This is a genomic window from Paenibacillus sp. LT-B23 (genome assembly GCF_059417685.1).
Genome location: NZ_JBSQBM010000006.1, coordinates 72204 through 93455 on the forward strand (window position 1 = coordinate 72204; position 21252 = coordinate 93455).

A 21252-nucleotide genomic window follows, 5' to 3' on the forward strand; every position below is an offset into this window, starting at 1 on the left:
TCCAGGCTTGATTCCCCCAATAAACACACTGTTAAAGTACAGTAATCAGAGGCTTCTCTGGCCCTGTCTTTCCCGAATCTTCATGACCCATGATTTCCAGATAATCCTGCGTGTTGGTCACAATAATCGGAGTGATCGTATCATACCCGTCCCTTTGTATGGCTTCAAGATCAAATTCAATAAGAAGCTGTCCATGCTTAATGACGTCACCTTCTTGTACAAGCACAGTAAAGTGTTGGCCCTTCAGCTTAACGGTATCCAAACCGATATGAATGAGCAGCTCCACGCCTTCAACCGATTTTAAGCCTATGGAATGCTTGGTGCGGAACACAGTTTCCACGGTGCCGTCAAAAGGTGCGACCACTTTTCCGCTACTGGGTTGAATAGCAATCCCTTTGCCCATCGCTTCCTGAGAGAACGCTTCATCCTTGACCTGCTGTAAGGGAATAATCGAGCCCTCCATAGGTGCGAAAATAACAGTTTTGGACTTGATGCTCTTACCTTGCGTTTTAACAGGTTCGGGACGAGATTGTGTTTTGACCTGTTCGATAACCGTATCCTTAAATCCGATCACATATACTGCTATAAACGTCACAACGATCGAAATGGCCATCGTAATGAGCGCATACACCAGGTTGGAGTGATCTTCACTGATAAACATGGGCAGTGATGCAAAACCAGGACCCACAGCGGCATAAGCTTTTAGATTCACAAGTCCGGCAAACAATCCGGCAACACCAGCTCCAATCATGCAGGCGAACAGTGTTTTTTTCAGGCGTAAATGCACGCCGTACAAGGCAGGCTCCGTAATTCCGAATACCCCTGAAATACCTGCGGACAAAGCAATTTGTTTGAACTTAGGATCTTTTGTTTTCAGCGAGACGGCAAATGCACCAGCGCCCTGTGCCATATTGGAAGACAACATGGCAATCAGTACCAATGTTTCATATCCTGGTGAAGCTAGCGCAGCAAATATGATAGGATAAAATACTTTGTGCATGCCAAACATGACGATTAGCGGCATCACGATAGACATCAACACTACTGTAAGCCAGCCGATTCTTTCCTGAATCCAGAATACACCGTTTGACATCCCCATACCCAAATACGTCCCCAACGGTCCTAATGCAATAAGAGCGACAGGCGCGACAATCAGAATAACGATTAATGGTTTTAGAAATATTTTCACAGGTCCAGGAGAGATTTTATCGGCAAATTTCTCAATGTAGGACATAAACCATATGGTCAAAATAATGGGAATAACAGAGGTGGCATACTGTACAGAAGCAACGGGCAAGCCCGCAAATGTGACTGCCTTCTCACCTCCTAACAAACTAATTAAGTTCGGATGAAGCAGCACACCCCCAAGGAGTACGGATACGAATGGATTGGTCTTGAATTTCTGTGCGCTGGAGAAAGCCAGCAGCATAGGCAGAAAATAAAATGCCGCATCCGCGATCACACTTAAAACCATGTACGTTTGGCTTTCCTTGCTCATGATTCCGGTTACTGTACACAGCAAGAGCAATGCTTTTAGCATCCCGGAAGCGGCAATGGCCGGGATAATGGGCTGGAAAATACCTGCGATCATGCTCGCAAAGGTATTAAACAATCCCTTAAGGCTTCGGTCTGCCTTCACTTTTTCGGCTTCATCCGAGGACGATTTATCCGGGTCCAGCAATTTGACCAGCTCATTGTAGACATAGCCTACATCATTCCCTATGATGACCTGATATTGTCCACCGCTATTCACGGCTCCCATAACCCCGTCCAAGGCTTTAATTTCATCAGTTCGTGCCAATTCCGGTTTACGGAGCGTCATTCTCAATCGAGTAGAGCAATGAATGATACTGTTGATATTATCGTTTCCACCCACTTTATTAAAAATGGCTTGTGCGATATCTTTGTAATTCATGAGTTGCACCTTCCTTCTTAGAATAAGGAACAAAAAAAGACCTAAAAAGGGTAGGGAAAAATATCCTACCCAATCTAGGTCTTGCCTGCCGAACAGTAACACGCCTTTAATTGGATATTGTACTATTTAGTTATTATTATAAGTATTGATTAATTATTCATAGATTAACTGTTTACATAAAGCAACCCGGGTTTTAAGCGCTTACAATTAAAATATAGCACCGATCATCTACAGATGCAACACTTTTCGACAAAGTTCTCTCTATGCAAAAAGATTAAGAGCTTCGGCTGCTTTACAACTCATCATTTATAGTCCAAGCCTAGTAAACAGGCCCCCATCGCAGTACGTAACTGCGGCGAGGGCCTGTTTTAAAACCATACGACGATCACAGGACCGTCGTCTGTTATGAAGTTGGATTAAGCGTTGAGCACTTTTTCAAACTTGGTTTTGTTCATGCCGGAAATACGTTCTTCTCCGATCAGGGTCAATGGAACGGCACGAATGCCCATGTCCCAAACTTCTTGAGCGAAAGCATCATTGGTTTCGATGTTGCGTTCTTCGAACTCTACACCTTTCTCAGTCAAATAGCTTTTCACTTGACGGCAATGCGGGCAGTGTGTAGATGTGTATACAATTGCTTTTTCCATGAATATCACCTCATAATTTATTTTTGTAGAAATTATATTTATTCATACTTAAACGAAATATTACAGTGCCAGTGCGCTGTGCTCCAGACTTTCGATGTATTTCTCGCTGTCCATAGCAGCCATGCAACCACTGCCTGCTGCTGTAATCGCTTGTCTATAGCGTGTGTCCTGAACGTCGCCACAAGCGAATACGCCAGGTACGTTTGTTTCGGAAGTACCAGGATTTACGACGATATAACCGTTCGCATCAGTTGTGATTTGACCACCCAGGAAGCCAGTATTCGGATGATGACCAATCGCCACGAATACGCCGCTAACTGTAATGGTTTCCTCTTTACCTGTTTCATTATTCAATACCTTCAAGCCAGTTACCCCGTTCTCATCAGCAATCACTTCCACTGGAGTACGATTCAGTGCCCATTCGATTTTGGTGTTCGCACGAGCGCGGTCCTGCATAATTTTGGAGGCGCGCATTTCTTCACGACGATGCACCAGCGTTACTTTGGAGGCAAAACGTGTCAGGAAGTTTGCTTCCTCCAACGCCGAGTCCCCACCACCGATAACAACAATTTCTTTGCCACGGAAAAAGAATCCGTCACATGTTGCGCAAGTGCTCACGCCACGTCCAATGTTGTCCTGCTCACCCGGAATACCCAGGTATTTGGCAGTCGCACCTGTGGAAATGATCAGCGTATCTGTAACCAGTTCGCCCAAGCCCTCCACATCCAATGTGAACGGACGAGCGGCTGTGTCGACCTTGTTCACCCAGCCTGTGCGGAATTCAGCACCGAAACGCTCTGCTTGCTTACGCATATTATCCATCAGATCGGGTCCCATGATTCCTTCAGGAAAGCCAGGGAAGTTTTCAACTTCTGTTGTTGTAGTCAATTGTCCGCCCGGTTGTGGTCCTTCAATCACCAGTGGACTCATATTTGCACGTGCCAGATAAATAGCAGCTGTCAAACCGGCAGGGCCGGTACCTATAATAATGGACTTGTACATATCTTTGTTCCTCCTAAAATATGATAAGAATGATATAGCGAGTTTTCGGTACCGGGAGATGGGCTAATGCATATACTCTAAAAGTAGTTCTGCCAGACGCTCATTCAAAAATGTGGACACCCGGATCTTGCAAAAACGATTCACATATTTAATGTCTTTTTATGACTTAGACTGATTCTAAATCCTAATTCCATTATGCGGAAAGAGCTGCAAACAGTCAAATGAAGTTTTCATGAAGCGAACCTTAAAGATTAATCAGGTATGGAGGGATTATCCCTATTATGAGCGACGTGTTTGTAGGCAGCCTTATCTCTGCCCTGTCCACCGGGCTCGGTGCCGTGCCCATACTGTTTATGCGTAAAATTACGCACCGTCTTCGTGATGTACTGTTGGCTTATGCCGCGGGGATCATGACTTCTGCATCTGTGTACAACCTCATTCCCGAGGCCATCCATCATTCCAACTGGTTCGTGCTGTCTGCGGGAATTTTACTAGGCTGTCTTGTGCTGCTGGTGATGGAAATGTATATCCCACATGCCGATCTGGAGGACCCGGATTCCAAAACCTTTCATCTGGAGTCCAAATCTTTTCTCATTATCGCAGCTATTACACTACATAATTTGCCCGAGGGACTTTCCGTTGGAGTCAGCTATGCGAGCGAAACTCAAAATCTTGGCAATCTCATTGCCTTTTCCATCGGTCTGCAAAATGCCCCGGAAGGCTTTATCGTCGCGCTATTCCTCGTGAATCAAAACATTGGCCGCTTCAAGGCACTGGGCATTGCCACCCTCACCGGGGCCGTTGAAATTATTACAAGTCTGATTGGATTTTATTTGAGCAGTTGGGTTAATGGACTGGTTCCTTACGGTCTTGCTTTCGCTGCAGGAGCGATGATGTTTATCGTCTACAAGGAGCTAATTCCCGAAAGCCACGGGGACGGCAACCAGCGTATCGCAACCTTCTCTTTTATCCTCGGTCTGATTACGATGATTGGTCTAACCGAATGGCTATAGCTGTGTACCACAAAAAGGCTGCCCTCTGCCTGTAGTCCAGACAGAAGAGCAGCCTTTTTAGGGATGTCTCGTTCGCACTTCATTTTTTTCGGTTCATGGAGCGCAGCGCTTCACGATATTGCTCGTCCTCGCTTTTGTGCGTCTCACGTTCCCCATGGTTATTTTTATGCGGTTCTTCCTTTTCTTCGCCCTTTCCGGCAAATCCACGCAAAGCCGCCCGATAGTCCTGATCCCCGTAGGAATCTTTGGTGTGTATGCTTTCTCTCATCGGCCTGGTATTCGTATCTACGTCAGGCTCCTCGTGATGAACCTCCGCCTCCGCAACCTTATGCTGCATCTCTCGTGCAGGATCAGGCAGCTCCCGTGCCTCAGGCTCCACTGCCACCGGATAAGGACGTTTGCTTCTTTGCCGTGAATCCTCATCGGACGGGCTGACCGCTTTGGGAGAGGATTTACGCGCCATTTTCGTGTTGAACACCAGCAAAAAGATAAAAGCAACCGCAGCTACTACGATAAAAGCAATGGTCATAAGCGGCCTCCTATTCCCTGCCAGCGTTACGGTACCGTTCCGCCGTCTCAGCGACCCGGTTGCCCAAAGACCGACCAAGTGCAAGGTCATCACCCGTTGGGAAATTGGCCGGACTGTTCGGGTCTGTCTCCACCGGACACGTCACCCCTACGCCGTAATAGGAGCCGTAGAGCGCATTTTCCGCAATATTGGCGGGCAGCCCTACGATAATCATGCCTTGATGCAGCATCGGAGTAATCAAATTCAGCAGTGTGGATTCCAAGCCGCCATGAACGGTAGCTGTCGTGCAGAACACCGCGCCGATTTTATCTACCAGCTTGCCCTGCGCCCACAGATACCCGAGCTTATCAATCCAGCTTTTCAAGCCACTGCTAATCGTCCCAAAATGACCCGGGCATCCCCAAATGATCGCGTCCGCGTTCACCAGTTCATTCACATCGGCTTCATCAACATGCTTCAGCAATACTTCCGTGTGCTCATGGCGTGCGCCTTCTGCTATTGAACGGGCAAGACGCTCCGTATGGCCATTTTCACTGTCATATACAATCATGATTCTGGTCGTCATTATGCGCATCATCCTTTGTCAGCAAAATCATCCTTTTCCCATGCGCTCTTATCCTTCCCCAAAATCCGTCTGAATATTGTGAAACTTTTGGCGCATACTTTGAAAATCCAAGAACTAGGGAGGCATGTACACATGAATTCACGCGCCATATTGGTCAACCTGCTGGTTATTATCATTATTCTAGCAGGGGGCGGAGCCGCCGCCTACTACTACAATCAATCCGCTAACTACATAAAAACCGACAATGCCCAAGTGAGCGGACAAGCAGTCACCATTGCCTCTCCAAGCGCGGGTAAGCTTACAGGCTGGAACGCTGAAGTCGGTAAAACCTACACGGCTGGAAGCACACTCGGCAGTGTAGAGGGGGGCGGAAGCCGGGTTAGCATTACAATTCCAACCGATGGCACCATTGTGCAGCAATCTGCGGTCAACAACTCGATTGTCGGGGCGGGCACGCCTTTGGCCAAAGCTTTTGATCTGAACAATTTATGGATTACCGCCAATATAGACGAAACAGCTGTGCAGGATCTACAGGTGGGCCAGACGGTGGATGTATATATTGATGCATACCCCGACACATCCCTAAGCGGCAAAATCGAAAAGATCGGTCTGGCGACTGCCTCCACCTTTTCGCTGCTCCCTACCTCCAACACCACTGCCAACTATACCAAGGTGACGCAGGTCGTGCCTGTTAACATTTCCATTCAAGGCTACAAAGGACTGGGCATTATTCCGGGCATGAGTGCAAGCATCAGAGTACACAAGTAGGAGGCTGTCATGGAACAAAAAATGTCCATCGGACGAATCCTGTCCGTACTGCTGCTAGGCGCCTTCATTTCTATTTTGAATCAAACCCTGCTGAATGTGGCGATTCCACATTTGATGAATGACTTCAATGTATCCGCAACTACCGTTCAGTGGCTATCCACCGGATATATGCTGACCAACGGGATTTTGATTCCGATTACAGCCTTCCTGATTGAGTCGTTCGGGACACGTGCGCTGTTTATTTCCGCGATGGGGCTGTTCACTGCCGGATCTGTCGTCTGCGCCGTCAGTACCGGCTTTGCGCCTATGCTGGTCGGACGCATCATTCAGGCTAGCGGAGCGGGGATTATCATGCCAGTGGTTATGAATGTATTCCTGACTGTATTCCCCCCGGAAAAACGGGGAGCAGCCATGGGGACGATGGGCATCGCCATGATGTTTGCCCCAGCTATCGGGCCGACTTTATCCGGCTGGATTGTGGAGCATTACAGCTGGCGACTGCTATTTTTACTGGTCATTCCGCTGGCGATCATTGATATCCTGTTTGCGGTACGCTGGCTCAAAAATGTGTCCAAGCTGACGTATCCGCATTTTGACCTGATGGGAACGATCTTTTCGACCCTTGGCTTTGGCTTCCTGCTGTATGGCTTCAGTTCCGCTGGAGACAAGGGCTGGAGCAGCAATACAGTAGTACTCACACTCGCTGCCGGGCTCGTGTTTATTGTATTGTTTGTCGTACGCGAGCTGAATATGAGGCAGCCCATGCTGGAATTCCGTGTGTTTAAGTATGATATTTTCACGGTATCCACATTGGTGGGCGCTACCGTCAATATGACGATGTTTGGCGGAATGCTGCTGTTACCGATCTATCTGCAAAATATACGCGGCTTTACACCACTGCAATCCGGTTTGCTGCTGTTGCCGGGCGCACTGCTGATGGGTGTCATGTCACCGATATCGGGAGCCATTTTCGACCGTATTGGTGCGAGGCCACTGGCAATTATCGGGTTAATTATTACGGCGGTCACGACGTGGGAATTCAGTCTGCTGACGGATGCCACCACCTACGGACACATTATGCTCATCTACACGATTCGCAGCTTCGGGATGTCGCTGTTAATGATGTCCGTACAGACGGAGGGGCTGAACCAGCTACCTCCCCATCTCGGCAGCCACGGTACAGCCATGTCCAATACGATACGGCAAATCGCCGGGTCCATCGGCACCGCATGGCTCATTACTGTGATGAGCAGCCGGGCTACGGTTCATTTGGCGGATTATGCGAATGTGGCTACCACCGCCAATGTACCTTTAACTGAAGGCGTGGCTGAGCTGGGGCAAACCCTCGCGCAAACGGCGGGGGTTTCAACGGAAACTGGCTCGGCGCTTGCGTTACAGCAGGTATATCGAAGTGCCGTCACAGAATCGACGATCCACGGCATTAATGATGCCTTTATCATTGCTACCGGAATCGCACTGGCGGGACTGCTGTTCTCCCTGTTCTTGCGGCGGTCTATACCTCGACGGAGATAAACCTGCAACACGATAGGCTGGCACGCAAAAAAGGAGCATCCACCCCCTGTCCTTTAAGGGATGTGAATGCTCCTTTTCGTTTATCATCTTAGGATCATGATCTTATTTGCTTTATGATCGCAGCAAGCGCAAGCCGTTCAAGATCACAAGTAACGTACTGCCCTCATGCCCGATGACGCCAAATGGCAGAGCTATATCTTGCACAAAGTTGCTAATGACGAGCAATAAAATGACGCTGACGGCGAAGATCATATTTTGCTTGACCACGCGCTGTGCCTTTCGTGCCAGCGCTACCGTCGGAGCAATCTCTTCGATCCCGTCGTTCATCAGCACCACATCCGCGACCTCCAGTGCGGCTCCACTGCCATGCATACCCATGCCCAGTCCGACCGTTGCGGCAGCCAGTGCCGGAGCATCGTTCACACCGTCGCCGACCATGACGACATGCCCGTACTGCTCCCGAAGCATGCGAATATGACTGACTTTGTCCTCCGGCATCAGACCAGCATATACCGCATCGACTCCAGCCTGCGCGGCGATCACAGCGGCGGTTTCCGGGCGGTCTCCGGTCAGCATGACGACCCGGATGCCCTGCGCTTGCAGGCGTCTCACCGCCTCCTGCGCCTGCGGCCGCAGCTCGTCGCGCAGTGCCAGCATCCCGGCAATCCGGTCATCGGCGAGGATAATGGATACAGTTTTGCCCTCGGCTTCTAGTCGAGCTCGTGTTTCCACCCACTCCGGCTCTGCCAGCGGGCTAGTGTGATCCAGCACATCCGTGCGCCCGATTTTCCACCTCACCCCGTCTACCATGCCCTCCATTCCCCATCCGGTCAGGGATTGCACTTGCTCCACTGTGGGGAGCTCACGCTGCCCCAATTCGGCTTGGGCTTTGGCTACAATCGCTCGTGCCAACGGATGCATGGAGTAGCTTTCTACTGCCGCGACAATGAGTAACAGCTCATCGGCATCGTAGCCTGTGGCGGTAATCCAGTCCGTAACAACAGGTGAACCGATGGTCAGCGTACCTGTTTTGTCAAAGGCGACGACAGATGTCAGCGCCATATTTTCCACATGCGCACCACCTTTGAACAGAATGCCCCGACGGGCACGGTTGGAAATAGCCGACAGCATTACTGGCATAATGGACGACACGAGTGCGCAGGGTGAGGCCACAACGAGAAATACCATTGCCTTGTAAAACGCCGCTGCCCACGTCCAGCCCAATACCATTGGCGCACCTGCAATAACGATCAGCGTAACAGCAACCACAATTCGGGCGTAAATCGACTCGAACTTTTTGATAAACCGTTGGGAATCGGGGACCTCTGTCTGTGCTTCCTCCACCATACGGATGATTTTTGAAAATAGAGTGCCTTCGGAGGATTGGCTTACCTCCACATACAGGACGCCTTCGCCGTTAATGGTGCCCGCATATACCTCGTCACCCGCCGCTTTGTTCACCGGAATGGACTCCCCGGTAATTGATGCCTGATTCACCGCCGAAACGCCCTTGGAAATCCGGCCATCCGCCGGAATCAGTTCGCCCGGCTTCACCAGCAGCAGATCACCCGGCAGCAGTTGCTCAATGCCGACCATCTCCGTCCCCTCGGGGGACAGACGTAAAGCCGTTTCTGGCTTCAACGCCATCAGCTCGGAAATATCCTTGCTGCTGCGCTCGGTGGTATAGCTCTCCAGCGCACCGCTGAGAGCAAAAATGAAGATCAGCATTGCTCCTTCATTCCAGTAGCCAATAGACGCTGCCCCCAATGACGCTGCGATCATAAGCAAGTTGACATCCAGATCACGTTCACGAATCAGCGTCTCAATTCCTTCTCTGGCTTTGGACCAGCCACCCAGGGCGTAGGAAACCACATACAGCATGACCGCCAGCCATTGCGACCAATGCGAGACGCCCCATGCCATTAGCATAAGCGTTCCACTGCCCAGGGCAGCTTGCATCTCCTTGTTTTTCAGCATGCTTTTGAGCTGGAATTGCGGTTTGCGATTCGGGCCTGGCCGTCCGCTGCCACTGTTTTTTGAAAGTATCTGATTAGAGGTAGACAATGTCTTTTGAAGTTGTTGAACTGCTTGCATCATGTCACGTTCCTTTCCGTTTTTTGTCCGTTGTACTGAATCTCATTGAGAATGATATCCATTGTTAAGTGCCTTAAAATAGCACATGCTGCTTCGGGAAGCCCGAAGCAGCATGTTTAGCAATGAGAATGATAATCATTTTTGCGTATATACAATTATTTTGGTTTAGAGAAACTTTTGTTTTATTATAACCCTTTTCTTTTCCGATTGTAAACCTGCATTCGCCCAAATAAAAAAAGATATCCGCGCAAACAGCGCAGATACCCTATGTTTTTTGAAGCATGCTGTCATATGAATTGCGTGTTACCTTCGGGATTGGTCTACAGCGGAAACCGCTGCGCGGAGTTTTGTAGAGCAACAGAGCCTTGTTGCTGCTCTACATGTTGCAGCAGTCCGAAACGTGCAGCCGCTAGGCGTGCAACAGGAGCTGCTTTTTCAGGGCAAATCACGCCCGTTAGCTCGCTTCCCCAGATTGCAGCTTCATCCAGCGACTCGTGAATAGCATCTAACGCCACCCATACGGGCAGCTCGGACTTCACGCCACGAATAGCGTGCGTTATGCATTGTATCGTATCGCTGGTGTTCTCAGAACCACTAGCAACGGGTTGATTCAATCGATGCTCTCCCTCGCCATTATATGATGGAATCGTTGCGATTTCCAAAATCACCGTATCGGCAAAACGTGCCATATCTGCGGCTTGAGCCGCCTGCTTGATCTGTTGCGCGCTCACTTCCGGCATGAGATTGGCGCTCGCAGACTCATGAGACGGTTTGGCCTGCCCGTTCCATGTTAGGCTTACGTTGAGCTTCGAGGACGCATCGATTGTTAAAAGCACGCCTACCCGATATGGAATGCACCGCAGGCGGCCGCATAAGGTCTGCTCCGCAACGCCGTCGATCCAGTCCCGTGTGGCCCGAAATTGGTTCACGTCAGCCGGATTGCGTACCATAATCTCCAGCTGCGGTTCTCCCCCCTGCTGCACACTTCGCAACGCTGCACGCAGCAACGCCTCCAACTGCATATCTTGCAAGCTTCCAATGCCCACCGCGTTGTTCTGTTCAATCAGGGCGATCGTGAGTGGCAATCCGTTCAGAGACTCGAATAACCCTTCATACTCTGTTTCCAGTAGCCCAATAATTCGCCGGGATAGATGCTCACACAATCCGGGTAAGCCAGATGCCTGATTAAAGGCTTTGTACGTGTCTGATGCACGGGAGCCTGGAATAAGGAGGGGGGCTTGCTCCCCGTCAGGACCATGAATCGTATGCCCGGACTCCGCCGCGTCCAGATAGGCACGGCATAATTCAGCCACACGGCTGGACGACTGCGACAAAGGGCCGTGCAGAAGACTATAGCCATCAAGGTTGCCCATACTTACTCCTATCGCTGACTCTTTGTTTGTATAATTCACATGGGCAGGATCATCGGCATAGATACGTATAAATGTACGCCTGTATTCATCGCTCCATTCCAGCAGTCTGATCATCGCTTCCCTGTCATCGTTGCCCTTATTCAGCAGCGTTTCCCCAATTAGCTCGGAATCCGCAGCCAGCAACGCCTCCTCTTGACTGATTATGCCCTGTTCGGCTAATCCGACCAGCCAGCCCAGCGGGTCTTCCTCCTGAGAGGCAGATACTTCACTGCACCCTGCGAGCACCGACTCGATAGCCAGTCTCTGTGCAGCAGCAGCCTCACTCCCCGACTCGGGATCTTCGCAATCCCGGCTGTTTTTTTCACTCAATAGTTCTGCGAATACATGCATCAGTTTAGCCTCCATGCTACAAATCCATCCTTTCTTCCGTCAGCAAGTTGGCACACACGAATTCGAGTATCCCACCATAAAAGAGAACGCTTACTTATTAGACGGCAAACAGAATTCAAATGAGACTTACATGTAAGGTCCCTACCTTAACGTATTAGGCGCACCCCACATTTATACATATCTGTAGAACGATCGGAAAACATAGATTAAACCGCAGCATTGAGCGCAAAAAAGCCCCCGGATCTCACAGGATGAATACATCCGATGATAACCCGAGGGCACTGATTTTTTTATTCGAAAGAACGTACTTTCAGTACACGCATAACATTTAGTACGGCAAGCAGTGTTACGCCCACATCGGAAAATACAGCCTCCCACATGGTAGCAATACCGAAGGCACCCAACGTGAGAAACACGACTTTGACACCGAGCGCAAATATAATATTCTGCCACACGATGCGACGCGTACGTTTGGCGATATGAATCGCTGTAACCAGTCTCGAAGGCTCGTCATTCATGATCACGATATCCGCCGCCTCAATCGCGGCATCTGAACCCAAACCGCCCATCGCTACCCCTACATCTGCCAGCGCCAGCACAGGGGTATCATTAATCCCGTCGCCCACGAACAAAATCTTGTCGCCCGCTTTTTTACTTACAGACAGTTGTTCAATCGCTTCGGCTTTATGTTGGGGTAAAAGCTCTGCACGTACTTCGTCCAGACCCAACTGTCGTCCTACGGCCTCTCCAACCGTCCGGTTGTCACCTGTCAGCATGATCGTTTTCACTATACCCAGCTTTTTCAGTGAAGCAATCGTTCGTGCCGAATCCTCTTTGACCTCATCCGAAATCAGGATACATCCGGCATACGTTCCGTCTACAGCTACATGAACGACCGTTCCTTCATCCATTGTTCCTGCACGTTGTGCATCGTTAAAAGCAACTTGTTCCCGCTCCATCAGCTTCGCATTCCCTGCCAACACCAGACGACCATCTATGTGTGCCTGAATCCCATGACCGGAAATTTCACTATATTGCTGAACCCGCTCGGCTCGAAGCTCCTCACCATAGGATTCACGCAGGGAAGTGGCAATAGGATGTGTGGAGTGCAGCTCAGCCAAAGCGGCCGTTTCCAGTAAGCTTTCCTTCGTAAATTCCCCGGCAGGATAAATTCCTGTTACACGGAAAACCCCTTTGGTGAGTGTACCTGTTTTATCAAAAACAGCATATTTTACATGGTTCAGTGCTTCAAGATAGTTCCCGCCTTTAATCAGTACACCTGAACGAGAGGCTGCCCCGATTCCGCCAAAGAAGCCCAACGGAATGGATACGACCAGCGCACATGGGCAAGAAATGACGAGGAAAACAAGTGCACGATATACCCAATCTGCAAACAGTGCCCCCGGTACGAAGAGCGGTGGAACGACTGCCAGCAGCAACGCAACGATAACCACAACAGGAGTATAGTATCTGGAAAACTTGGTGATAAACTTTTCAGTCGGCGCTTTTTTGGCGCTCGCATTTTGCACCAGCTCCAAAATTTTGGAGACCGCCGATTCGCTGAATTCCTTGCTAACCTCTACAGTTAAAAGTCCGTTCGTATTGATAAATCCGCTCATCACACTGCTTCCCGGCTCCACGGTACGAGGCACGGATTCACCCGTCAACGCTGAGGTATCCACATGCGATTTTCCGTCTACAACTTTACCATCCAGCGGAATCTTCTCGCCCGGCTTGATTACAATCAGATCACCTACGCGCACATCCTCGGGTGACACACGACTTACGGAATTAGCTGTCTTCAGGTTGGCATAGTCCGGTCGAATATCCATAAGGTCGCTGATGGATTTGCGCGAACGATTGACCGCAATCCCCTGGAATAGCTCACCGATTTGATAAAAGAACATGACGGCTACGCCTTCCGGATATTGCCCTATTGCAAATGCGCCAACCGTTGCCACCGTCATCAGGAAATACTCGTCAAAAGCCATTCCCCGCACCAGACTGCGAACAGCCTGCAAGACTACATCTCCGCCAACAATGATATATGCCAGTAAAAACAGTGCCAGCTTGCCTAGGCCCTCTACAGGCAACCACCAGGCAACTGCCGCAACGACTGCACCGATAGCCAAGCGTGCAATCATCCGGCGCATACCGGCCGTACCATGATCGTGGGTATGCCCTGCGTGGCTGTCATCCCCGTGCGAATGTGAATGAGTATGTGTAGCATCACCATGATCATGTGCATGTTCGCCATCGTGGTGCCCATCATAGGCATGGACTTCCTCAGCATGCGCTTCATGGCTATGAGTATGACCCGTGTGGCTGTGAGCTCCATATTGTTGGCCGTCCTCGTGCGTAAGTCCTTCACCATGCTGATGACTATGGGTGCGCTCCCCTGAACTGCCTGCCTGTGCGGCACCCGCCACACTGCGATGGATCTCACTCGAGCGTCCACGTGCGCTTTTTTCGATCATACGGACGTGAGGCTCCAGTCTGTGAACCTTCTGTTCCGTTTGACGAAGGATCTCCTCTTTTTGATCCGGGCTTGCTGTCATCGTCAATGTTTTCGTCACAAAATTGACCGAGCAATCGAGTACACCTTCTATTTTACTGACTCCATTTTCAATCTTCAGAGCACAGTTGGCGCAATCCAAGCCTTCCAAAATCCATTCGTGCCGTTCCGTTCTTTTCAGAGCATCCATAATCATTGGCCTCCAATTAACTATATATGAGCAACTGTTCATATATTATTTATTAAGGTCATTATATTCAGGATCAGGGTCAAAAGTCAATGACAATAGCCTCTTTTCGCCAAAAAAAGCTCCGATTCCCCAGACAAACACCAAAAGAGCGCCATGCGCTGGCGCTCTTTTGGTGTTTTTTGATCCAAAAATCATTGATGTGAAATGTGCTGGTGGGTTTGCAAAAATATCTGCTCCACATGATTATCATCTAGCGAATAAAACACCGCCTTGCCTTCCTTGCGGCGTTTGACAATCCGCAAATTACGCAAATAACGAAGCTGGTGAGATACGGCAGACTGCCCCATATTCAATACCTGGGTCAGATCATGTACACACAGCTCCTTCTGAGCCAAAGCGTAGATTAGCTTGATCCGTGTCGGATCACCCAAGGCTTTGAACAGCTCCGACATTTTGTATGCGATGGAATCCTCAACAAGGGAAGATTTTATGTGCTCGATTTCTTTGTCTGAACCGTGACAAGCCGGCTCGCAATCCAAAGCTTCCGTTTCAGAATTCATCCTTTTCACCCCGTGTATTTCGACTTGATGCTCCTATTATAGCAAATTCGTAGAATTTACGAATAGCTTATATTACAGCTTGCCCTGTAACGGAGAATTTTCAAGTCTCAATGCCTGGCTATCCGCACTCCGCTCTATATAGCGTTACACTAAATAAAGCTTAATTCAACGTTTTTAATACTTCATCACTGTAAGGGATAATTTCTTCTATCCGTTTATCACGTAACTTCACCGCAAATGCCGGATCAACCAGCAAAGCCCGTCCAACCGCTACCAGATCAGCTTCCTCACGTTCTACTTGCCCCACGAGTTGTTCTAATCTTGCCTGTACACTACTTGATTGATCGGTCTGACGATTATTATTTTTTTCCAAATCACTCAAAAAGGCCTTCTCCAAACCAATGGAGCCCACAGTAATAACTGGCTTGCCTGTTATCTTTTTGGTCCAAGCTGCCAGGTTTAGATCAGACCCTTCAAATTCCGGTTCCCAAAAACGGCGGCTTGAGCAATGGAAAACATCCACCCCGGCCTTCACTAATGGAGCCAGAAACTGCTCCAGTTCCTGTGGTGTCTGTGCCAGTTTTTCTTCATAATGGTACATCTTCCACTGGGAGAATCGCAATACAATTGGGAAATTCGGCCCCACTGCACGACGACAAGCCTCAATGACCTCCACTGCAAACCGAGTACGCTGGGCCAAATTGCCTCCGTATTGATCGGTACGCTTGTTGGTTTTGTCCCAGAAAAACTGATCAATTAAATAGCCGTGCGCACCATGAAGCTCAATGCCATCGAAACCTACCCGCTGAGCATCGGCTGCTGCCTGGGCATAGGCTTCGATAATATTGGTAATCTCGGCCTCCTTCAACGGCTCAACTACCTTTTCACCAGCAGGAGAGATACCGGACGGACCAACGGGTAATGCTTCGGGATTCGGTTGGTTAGCCGCGCCTATTTTCCGGGCAGCACCCACATGCCAGAGCTGGGGTATAATCTTGCCACCCGCCGTATGGACCTCCTCGACGACCTTCGCCCACCCCTTTAATCCCTCACCATAAAAATTAGGAATGCTCGTATGCTCCACGGCTGCAGGATGATTAATAGCAGTCCCCTCCGTAATAATCAACCCGACTGCATTTTCCGCACGGCGACGATAATACGCGGCAACCTCAGGGCCTGGGATACCTTGAGGAGAAAAATTCCGTGTCATTGGAGCCATAACGATCCGATTGGGAAGAGATAAATTGCCTACCTTAAAAGGTTTAAATAGGATATCTGTATTCATTATTTTCATCCTCCGCTCTCAACTAGTGTTATCGTCTTCACTCTACTGTTATACAATTCCATTTTACACATATGTAAACTTAAGTTCAAGCAGCCACAGTTTATAATTTCCAATATGCTACACACAAAAAAGAGGAAGCAGCTCTATGTCCGCTTCCTCTTACCTAATTAATTTGTACTTATTAGTGTGCTACCATGTTGTATTCCATAATCCATACAGAACCACCAACGACGGTCAACAGGATAACTACACCGAAAATCAAAGTCATGACATTCCAGCGTGGTCCATTGCTTTCACGGATGTGCATGAAGAAGAAAAGCTGAACCAGAAATTGCAGCACTGCCGCGACTAAAATAACAACCATAGTCGAAGTGCGGCTCAACATGTGATTCATAACCACACCGAGAGGAATGATGGTCAGTACGATGGACAGAATAAACCCGATAACATAGGATTTCACTGAACCGTGAGAATCATCATGACCATGCGAACCCGCTCCTGATTGATGCTGTGCCATCTACATCACCCCCATCAAATAGACGACTGTCAGCAAGAAGATCCAGACAGCGTCCAAAAAGTGCCAGTACAAGCTCAATGCTGAAACTTTGCCCTTTGTCTCTGGTGTAAGCCCGCGCTTTTTCAACTGGAACATGAGTCCAATCATCCAAACCAGACCTAACGAAACGTGAAGTCCGTGCGTTCCGACCAAAGTGAAGAATGCCGACAAGAACGCACTGGTTCCAAAATTGGCTCCTTCGTGTACCAACTCAACAAACTCGTAAACCTCAAAACCGATAAAACCAAGACCCAGGATCGCCGTCACGATTAACCAGCTGATTAATCCCTTCATGCTACCTTTGTTCATGGCCAACACAGCCAGACCACTTGTGAAGCTGCTCGTGAGCAAGAGGAACGTTTCAATAATAACGCCCGTCATGTTAAACAGCTCTGCGCCACCCGGTCCTCCGGCTGTGTTGTTCCGAAGGACGACGAAGGTTGCGAACAAGGTACTGAACAGGATCACGTCCGTTACGAGGAAGATCCAAAAACCAAGCATCTTCAACTCTTGCGGATCGTGATGCCCGTGGTCATGATCATGGCTTTGATGTGCTGCAGCTTGTGCCATTATACAGACCCCCTTATTGCCGCTTCCGTGCGTTTTACTTCATCCGCAGGGATATAGTAGTCGCCATCATAGGAGAAGAACGAACGGCAAATCATACAAATTGCCACACCGATCAGCCCTGGAATATAGAAGAACGACCATCCGAATACGAACCCGAAACCTGCAATGAAAAAGAATACCGACATGATGAATGGAATCGCCGAGTTTTTCGGCATATGAATCGCTTCAATTGGCGGTTGCTTTCTGAAAATACCTTTTGCACGTTTATCTTTTTCTGCCCACCAGTCATCGCGTTCTTCCACTTGCGGAATGGTAGCAAAATTGTATTCAGGGGCAGGTGAAGGAATCGACCATTCCAACGTATGACCACCCCAAGGGTCGCCTGTTGTATCCTTCAGCTTGCGGTAATTCTTGATACCAAGAAGAATTTGAAGAACCTGGAACAAGAAACCAATTCCCATCAGGAATGCCCCAACAGTGGATACGAGGTTAAGCGGCTGCCAGCCGGTATCCCAGCCATAAGTGCTCAGACGACGCGTCATCCCCATCAGACCGAGAGAATATTGCGGAATAAAGCATACATAGAAACCGATATTCCAGAACCAGAAAGCCCATTTACCAGGCGTTTCAGGCAATGTGAAACCAAACATTTTAGGCCACCAATAGTACAGACCTGCCAAGTAACCGAACACTACACCACCAATCAGAGCGGAGTGAAAGTGAGCGATCAGGAAGTAACTGTTATGGAACTGGAAGTCTGCAGGCGCTACAGACAACATGACGCCCGTCAAACCTGCAATCAGGAAGTTCGGAATAAAAGCAATTGACCACATCATAGGGGTCTTAAATGTGATCTTACCCCGATACATCGTGAACAGCCAGTTAAATACTTTAACCCCTGTCGGTATTGCGATAACCATCGTCGAAATGGCAAAGAATGCATTAACATCTGCGCCTGATCCCATCGTGAAGAAGTGATGCGCCCAGGTGAAGAAGGACAAGATAGCAATAATGAACATGGCGTAAACCATGGACTTGTATCCAAACAATTTCTTTTTGGAGAATACGCTGATGACCTCGGAATAAATACCGAAGGCAGGCAAAACTACAATGTAAACCTCAGGGTGACCCCACATCCAGATCAAGTTGATATACATCATCGGGTTACCGCCGAAGTCAAGGGTAAAGAAGTGTCCTCCTCCAAAGCGGTCAAGGAATAGCAAAGCTAAAGTAACCGTCAGAATTGGAAACGCGAAAATGATAATAACACATGATGAAAATACGGACCACGTAAAGATAGGAATTTTCATCCAGGTCATACCAGGTGCACGCATTTTAATAATGGTAACAATAAAGTTGATACCCGTAGCCAATGAACCTATACCAGAAATCTGAATACCCCAGATATAAAAGTTCTGACCGACGCCGGGACTAAATTGCAGTTCTGAAAGCGGTGGATAACTCAACCAGCCTGCGTCTGGCGAGCCACCGATAACGAAGGACAGGTTGAACAACATCGCTCCCATAAAGAAAAGCCAGAAGCTCAATGCGTTCAGGAAAGGAAACGCAACGTCACGCGCACCAATTTGAAGTGGTACGGCGATGTTAAACAAACCAAACATCAACGGCATCGCCATAAACAAGATCATGATCGTGCCATGTGTTGTGAAAATCTGGTTGTAATGCTCAGGATGCAAAAGTGTAACATCCGGTGTAGCAAGCTGCAGGCGCATCAACAATGCATCCACGCCTCCGCGGAATAACATCAAGATGGCCGCAAGAATATACATAATACCGACTTTTTTATGGTCAACGGTAGTCAACCAGTTTTTCCAAAGCCAGCCCCATTTTTTGAAATAAGTGAGCACAAACACGATCCCGATCGTTGCTAGTGCGATGGAAACGTCCGCTCCATAGATCATCGGGTCTCCAGTAACGAAGAAAGTGGATGCAAACTCTTTTATTTTGTCAAGCATTGGGGGCCTCCTTCCCTGTAATCATTTAATTGTGTCCGCTCATATTCATATGACTCATGTCCATTGCAGCTTTATCCTCTGTGCCGGACTTGGAAGAACCTTCTGTGGATGCCCCTTCACCATGTCCTGCATGCGGGTTAGAAGCACCGTCTACTACGTACTTGGTTACAATTTCTTGGAACAAGCCGTCGGGAATCGAAGAATACTCATCAGGCTGGGACAAACCTGGTTTTGCAAGCGCCAAATAGCCGTCCTTCGTCAGCGGCTTAGACTGCTTTTTGATGTTAGCGACCCAGTTTTTGTACTCTTCATCCGACTGAACCTCTACATCAAAGCGCATTTGTCCAAAATGCTCACCGCTAAAGTTTGCACCCGAACCAAAGTAAGTTCCTTCGTGGTCGGCCTGCAAATGCAGTTTCATAGCCATGCCTGACATGGTGTAGATCTGACCGCCCAATTGCGGAATCCAGAACGAGTTCATCGGGGCGTCGGCAGTCAGTTCAAAACGGACCGGAACACCTTTAGGAATGTGAATTTCATTGACTGTAGCAATACCTTCTTCCGGGTACATGAAGAGCCATTTCCAGTCCAGTGAAGTCACTTGAATGGTTACTGGCTTTTGTGTACTTGCCAACGGCTTGGAAGGCTCCAGCAAGTAGGTATACCTCGCGGTTATAACCGCAAGAATCAAGATCACTACGATTGGAATAGCCCACCATACGGTCTCCAGCTTTTTACTGTCATCCCAGTGGGGTTGGTACTTGGCTTTGTTATCCGGTGCGTCGCGATATCGCCAAATGATGAAAAAAGTCAAAATCATGACCGGTACAATCAGAAGTGCAGCCATAGACGTTGAAAGAATGATCAGCTCTTTTTGTGCTTGCCCAATAGGTCCTTTCGGATCGAAAACAACGTATTTTCCGCCAGCATAAAAACACGTCCAAATGAGCAATGCTACCGTGAGCACGGTCAAAACCAACGCAATAATCGCTTTTGGTTTTTTGTTCATGTTGTTCCCCTCTCCTTAAATAATAAATTACTCAAAACTAACGAACTCCTGTAATGTTGCCCCTATATAAGATATCAGAAAAGCGGGGACTTTTTTTATTGTTAACAGAATTGTCGATTATTTGTCCGTTTTTTGTGAAAAACCTCTCTTAAAATAAAATTTCTCTTGCAAATTCAAAATTTCTTATTAATTCAAAGATGACATATTAAAAACGTTATTGTGTATCTTGAAGAAGCTATATTAAAGCAAAAAACGGGACTCCTTACAGTTATCATGCTACACTGCTCGAAGCCCCATGTTGTTGTTTTCATTATATGTTTTCTTAAAGTATTTTTTCAATTGTTTTAACGATGTCCGTTTTCTTGGTCATCCTTCTTGCGGGCAATGACCAGCCCTTTTCCGATCATATAAATAAAAAATCCGCCAACGACACATCCAATACCCACCATTAAATATATATTACGATCACTTAGATTACCTAAATTGAACAAAATAAGAATAATGCCCACAATCCAAGCGATCCAGGCGATGACAGACACCGAGCGGCTCATTTGCTTTTCGTTCGATCCTGATTTTCTAAAATTCGAAGCCATATCCTCCACTCCCTTTGGTCTAAAATTGTTGAAACGCCCTCTTCAGGTATTTTTGTCAGTATGCACAATCACTGTGATTTTATTCTTGATAGCCTCACCATACTTTTAGCAACCTGCAATTCATCCTGAGTATTATTACCCCGGAGGGCTTGTTGTTCAAACAAAAGGG

General features: G+C 48.3%; 18 protein-coding genes. 3 read left to right on the plus strand and 15 right to left on the minus strand.

The annotated features are described in order from the left end of the window. Nucleotides 1-31 precede the first annotated feature (31 nt). From ACWXW9_RS09705 to trxB, 3 genes are all read right to left on the minus strand, one after another. The gene (locus ACWXW9_RS09705) at nt 32-1915 is read right to left on the minus strand and encodes a beta-glucoside-specific PTS transporter subunit IIABC (protein ID WP_494929228.1); all 1884 of its coding nucleotides are present in this window, start codon (nt 1913-1915) and stop codon (nt 32-34) included. Nucleotides 1916-2331: 416 nt separating this feature from the next. Next, on the minus strand, nt 2332-2562 hold the full coding sequence (locus tag ACWXW9_RS09710; RefSeq protein ID WP_452486643.1) for a glutaredoxin family protein: 231 nt from the start codon (nt 2560-2562) through the stop codon (nt 2332-2334). 60 nt (nt 2563-2622) lie between these two features. Next, nucleotides 2623-3564 (minus strand): thioredoxin-disulfide reductase, encoded by a 942-nt coding sequence (trxB, locus tag ACWXW9_RS09715; RefSeq protein WP_494929229.1) that lies wholly within the window; start codon nt 3562-3564, stop codon nt 2623-2625. A gap of 281 nt (nt 3565-3845) precedes the next feature. On the opposite strand from trxB, the gene ACWXW9_RS09720 reads away from it, so the two are divergent. Continuing rightward, nucleotides 3846-4577 (plus strand): ZIP family metal transporter, encoded by a 732-nt coding sequence (locus tag ACWXW9_RS09720; protein ID WP_025684090.1) that lies wholly within the window; start codon nt 3846-3848, stop codon nt 4575-4577. Nucleotides 4578-4656: 79 nt separating this feature from the next. Here ACWXW9_RS09720 and ACWXW9_RS09725 read toward each other — a convergent pair whose 3' ends face one another. Together ACWXW9_RS09725 and ACWXW9_RS09730 are read right to left on the minus strand one after the other, a co-directional pair. Further along, on the minus strand, nt 4657-5106 hold the full coding sequence (locus ACWXW9_RS09725; RefSeq protein WP_494929230.1) for a hypothetical protein: 450 nt from the start codon (nt 5104-5106) through the stop codon (nt 4657-4659). A gap of 10 nt (nt 5107-5116) precedes the next feature. Continuing rightward, entirely contained in the window at nt 5117-5671 is a 555-nt protein-coding gene (locus tag ACWXW9_RS09730; RefSeq protein WP_494929231.1) for an NAD(P)H-dependent oxidoreductase, read from the minus strand. 132 nt (nt 5672-5803) lie between these two features. Between ACWXW9_RS09730 and ACWXW9_RS09735 the strand changes: the two genes are divergently transcribed. After that, nucleotides 5804-6439: an HlyD family secretion protein gene (locus tag ACWXW9_RS09735; RefSeq protein ID WP_494929232.1), complete on the plus strand. Its 636-nt coding sequence runs from the start codon at nt 5804-5806 to the stop codon at nt 6437-6439. Nucleotides 6440-6448: 9 nt separating this feature from the next. After that, a complete protein-coding gene (locus ACWXW9_RS09740) occupies nt 6449-7972 on the plus strand; it encodes a DHA2 family efflux MFS transporter permease subunit (protein ID WP_494929233.1) in 1524 nt (507 codons plus the stop codon). Between the two features lie 111 nt (nt 7973-8083). On the opposite strand, the gene ACWXW9_RS09745 is transcribed toward ACWXW9_RS09740, so the two are convergent. From ACWXW9_RS09745 to ACWXW9_RS09790, 10 genes are all read right to left on the minus strand, one after another. Then, entirely contained in the window at nt 8084-10066 is a 1983-nt protein-coding gene (locus tag ACWXW9_RS09745; protein WP_494929355.1) for a heavy metal translocating P-type ATPase, read from the minus strand. Between the two features lie 320 nt (nt 10067-10386). Next, nucleotides 10387-11844 (minus strand): PEP-utilizing protein, encoded by a 1458-nt coding sequence (locus ACWXW9_RS09750; RefSeq protein ID WP_494929234.1) that lies wholly within the window; start codon nt 11842-11844, stop codon nt 10387-10389. 275 nt (nt 11845-12119) lie between these two features. After that, entirely contained in the window at nt 12120-14534 is a 2415-nt protein-coding gene (locus ACWXW9_RS09755) for a heavy metal translocating P-type ATPase (RefSeq protein ID WP_494929235.1), read from the minus strand. Nucleotides 14535-14725: 191 nt separating this feature from the next. Beyond that, on the minus strand, nt 14726-15094 hold the full coding sequence (locus ACWXW9_RS09760; RefSeq protein ID WP_494929236.1) for an ArsR/SmtB family transcription factor: 369 nt from the start codon (nt 15092-15094) through the stop codon (nt 14726-14728). Nucleotides 15095-15254: 160 nt separating this feature from the next. Next, the gene (locus ACWXW9_RS09765) at nt 15255-16379 is read right to left on the minus strand and encodes an NADH:flavin oxidoreductase (RefSeq protein WP_494929237.1); all 1125 of its coding nucleotides are present in this window, start codon (nt 16377-16379) and stop codon (nt 15255-15257) included. Between the two features lie 181 nt (nt 16380-16560). Continuing rightward, the gene (gene cyoD, locus ACWXW9_RS09770) at nt 16561-16896 is read right to left on the minus strand and encodes a cytochrome o ubiquinol oxidase subunit IV (RefSeq protein WP_134912595.1); all 336 of its coding nucleotides are present in this window, start codon (nt 16894-16896) and stop codon (nt 16561-16563) included. Continuing rightward, entirely contained in the window at nt 16897-17505 is a 609-nt protein-coding gene (gene cyoC, locus ACWXW9_RS09775) for a cytochrome o ubiquinol oxidase subunit III (RefSeq protein WP_192511417.1), read from the minus strand. Continuing rightward, nucleotides 17505-19481 (minus strand): cbb3-type cytochrome c oxidase subunit I, encoded by a 1977-nt coding sequence (locus ACWXW9_RS09780; protein ID WP_494929238.1) that lies wholly within the window; start codon nt 19479-19481, stop codon nt 17505-17507. The genes cyoC and ACWXW9_RS09780 overlap by 1 nt, the downstream gene beginning before the upstream one ends. A 25-nt stretch (nt 19482-19506) precedes the next feature. Then, nucleotides 19507-20490, minus strand: a complete 984-nt coding sequence (cyoA, locus tag ACWXW9_RS09785; RefSeq protein ID WP_134912589.1) for a ubiquinol oxidase subunit II — start codon at nt 20488-20490, stop codon at nt 19507-19509. A gap of 344 nt (nt 20491-20834) precedes the next feature. Then, the gene (locus ACWXW9_RS09790; RefSeq protein ID WP_494929239.1) at nt 20835-21083 is read right to left on the minus strand and encodes a hypothetical protein; all 249 of its coding nucleotides are present in this window, start codon (nt 21081-21083) and stop codon (nt 20835-20837) included. Nucleotides 21084-21252: the final 169 nt, after the last annotated feature.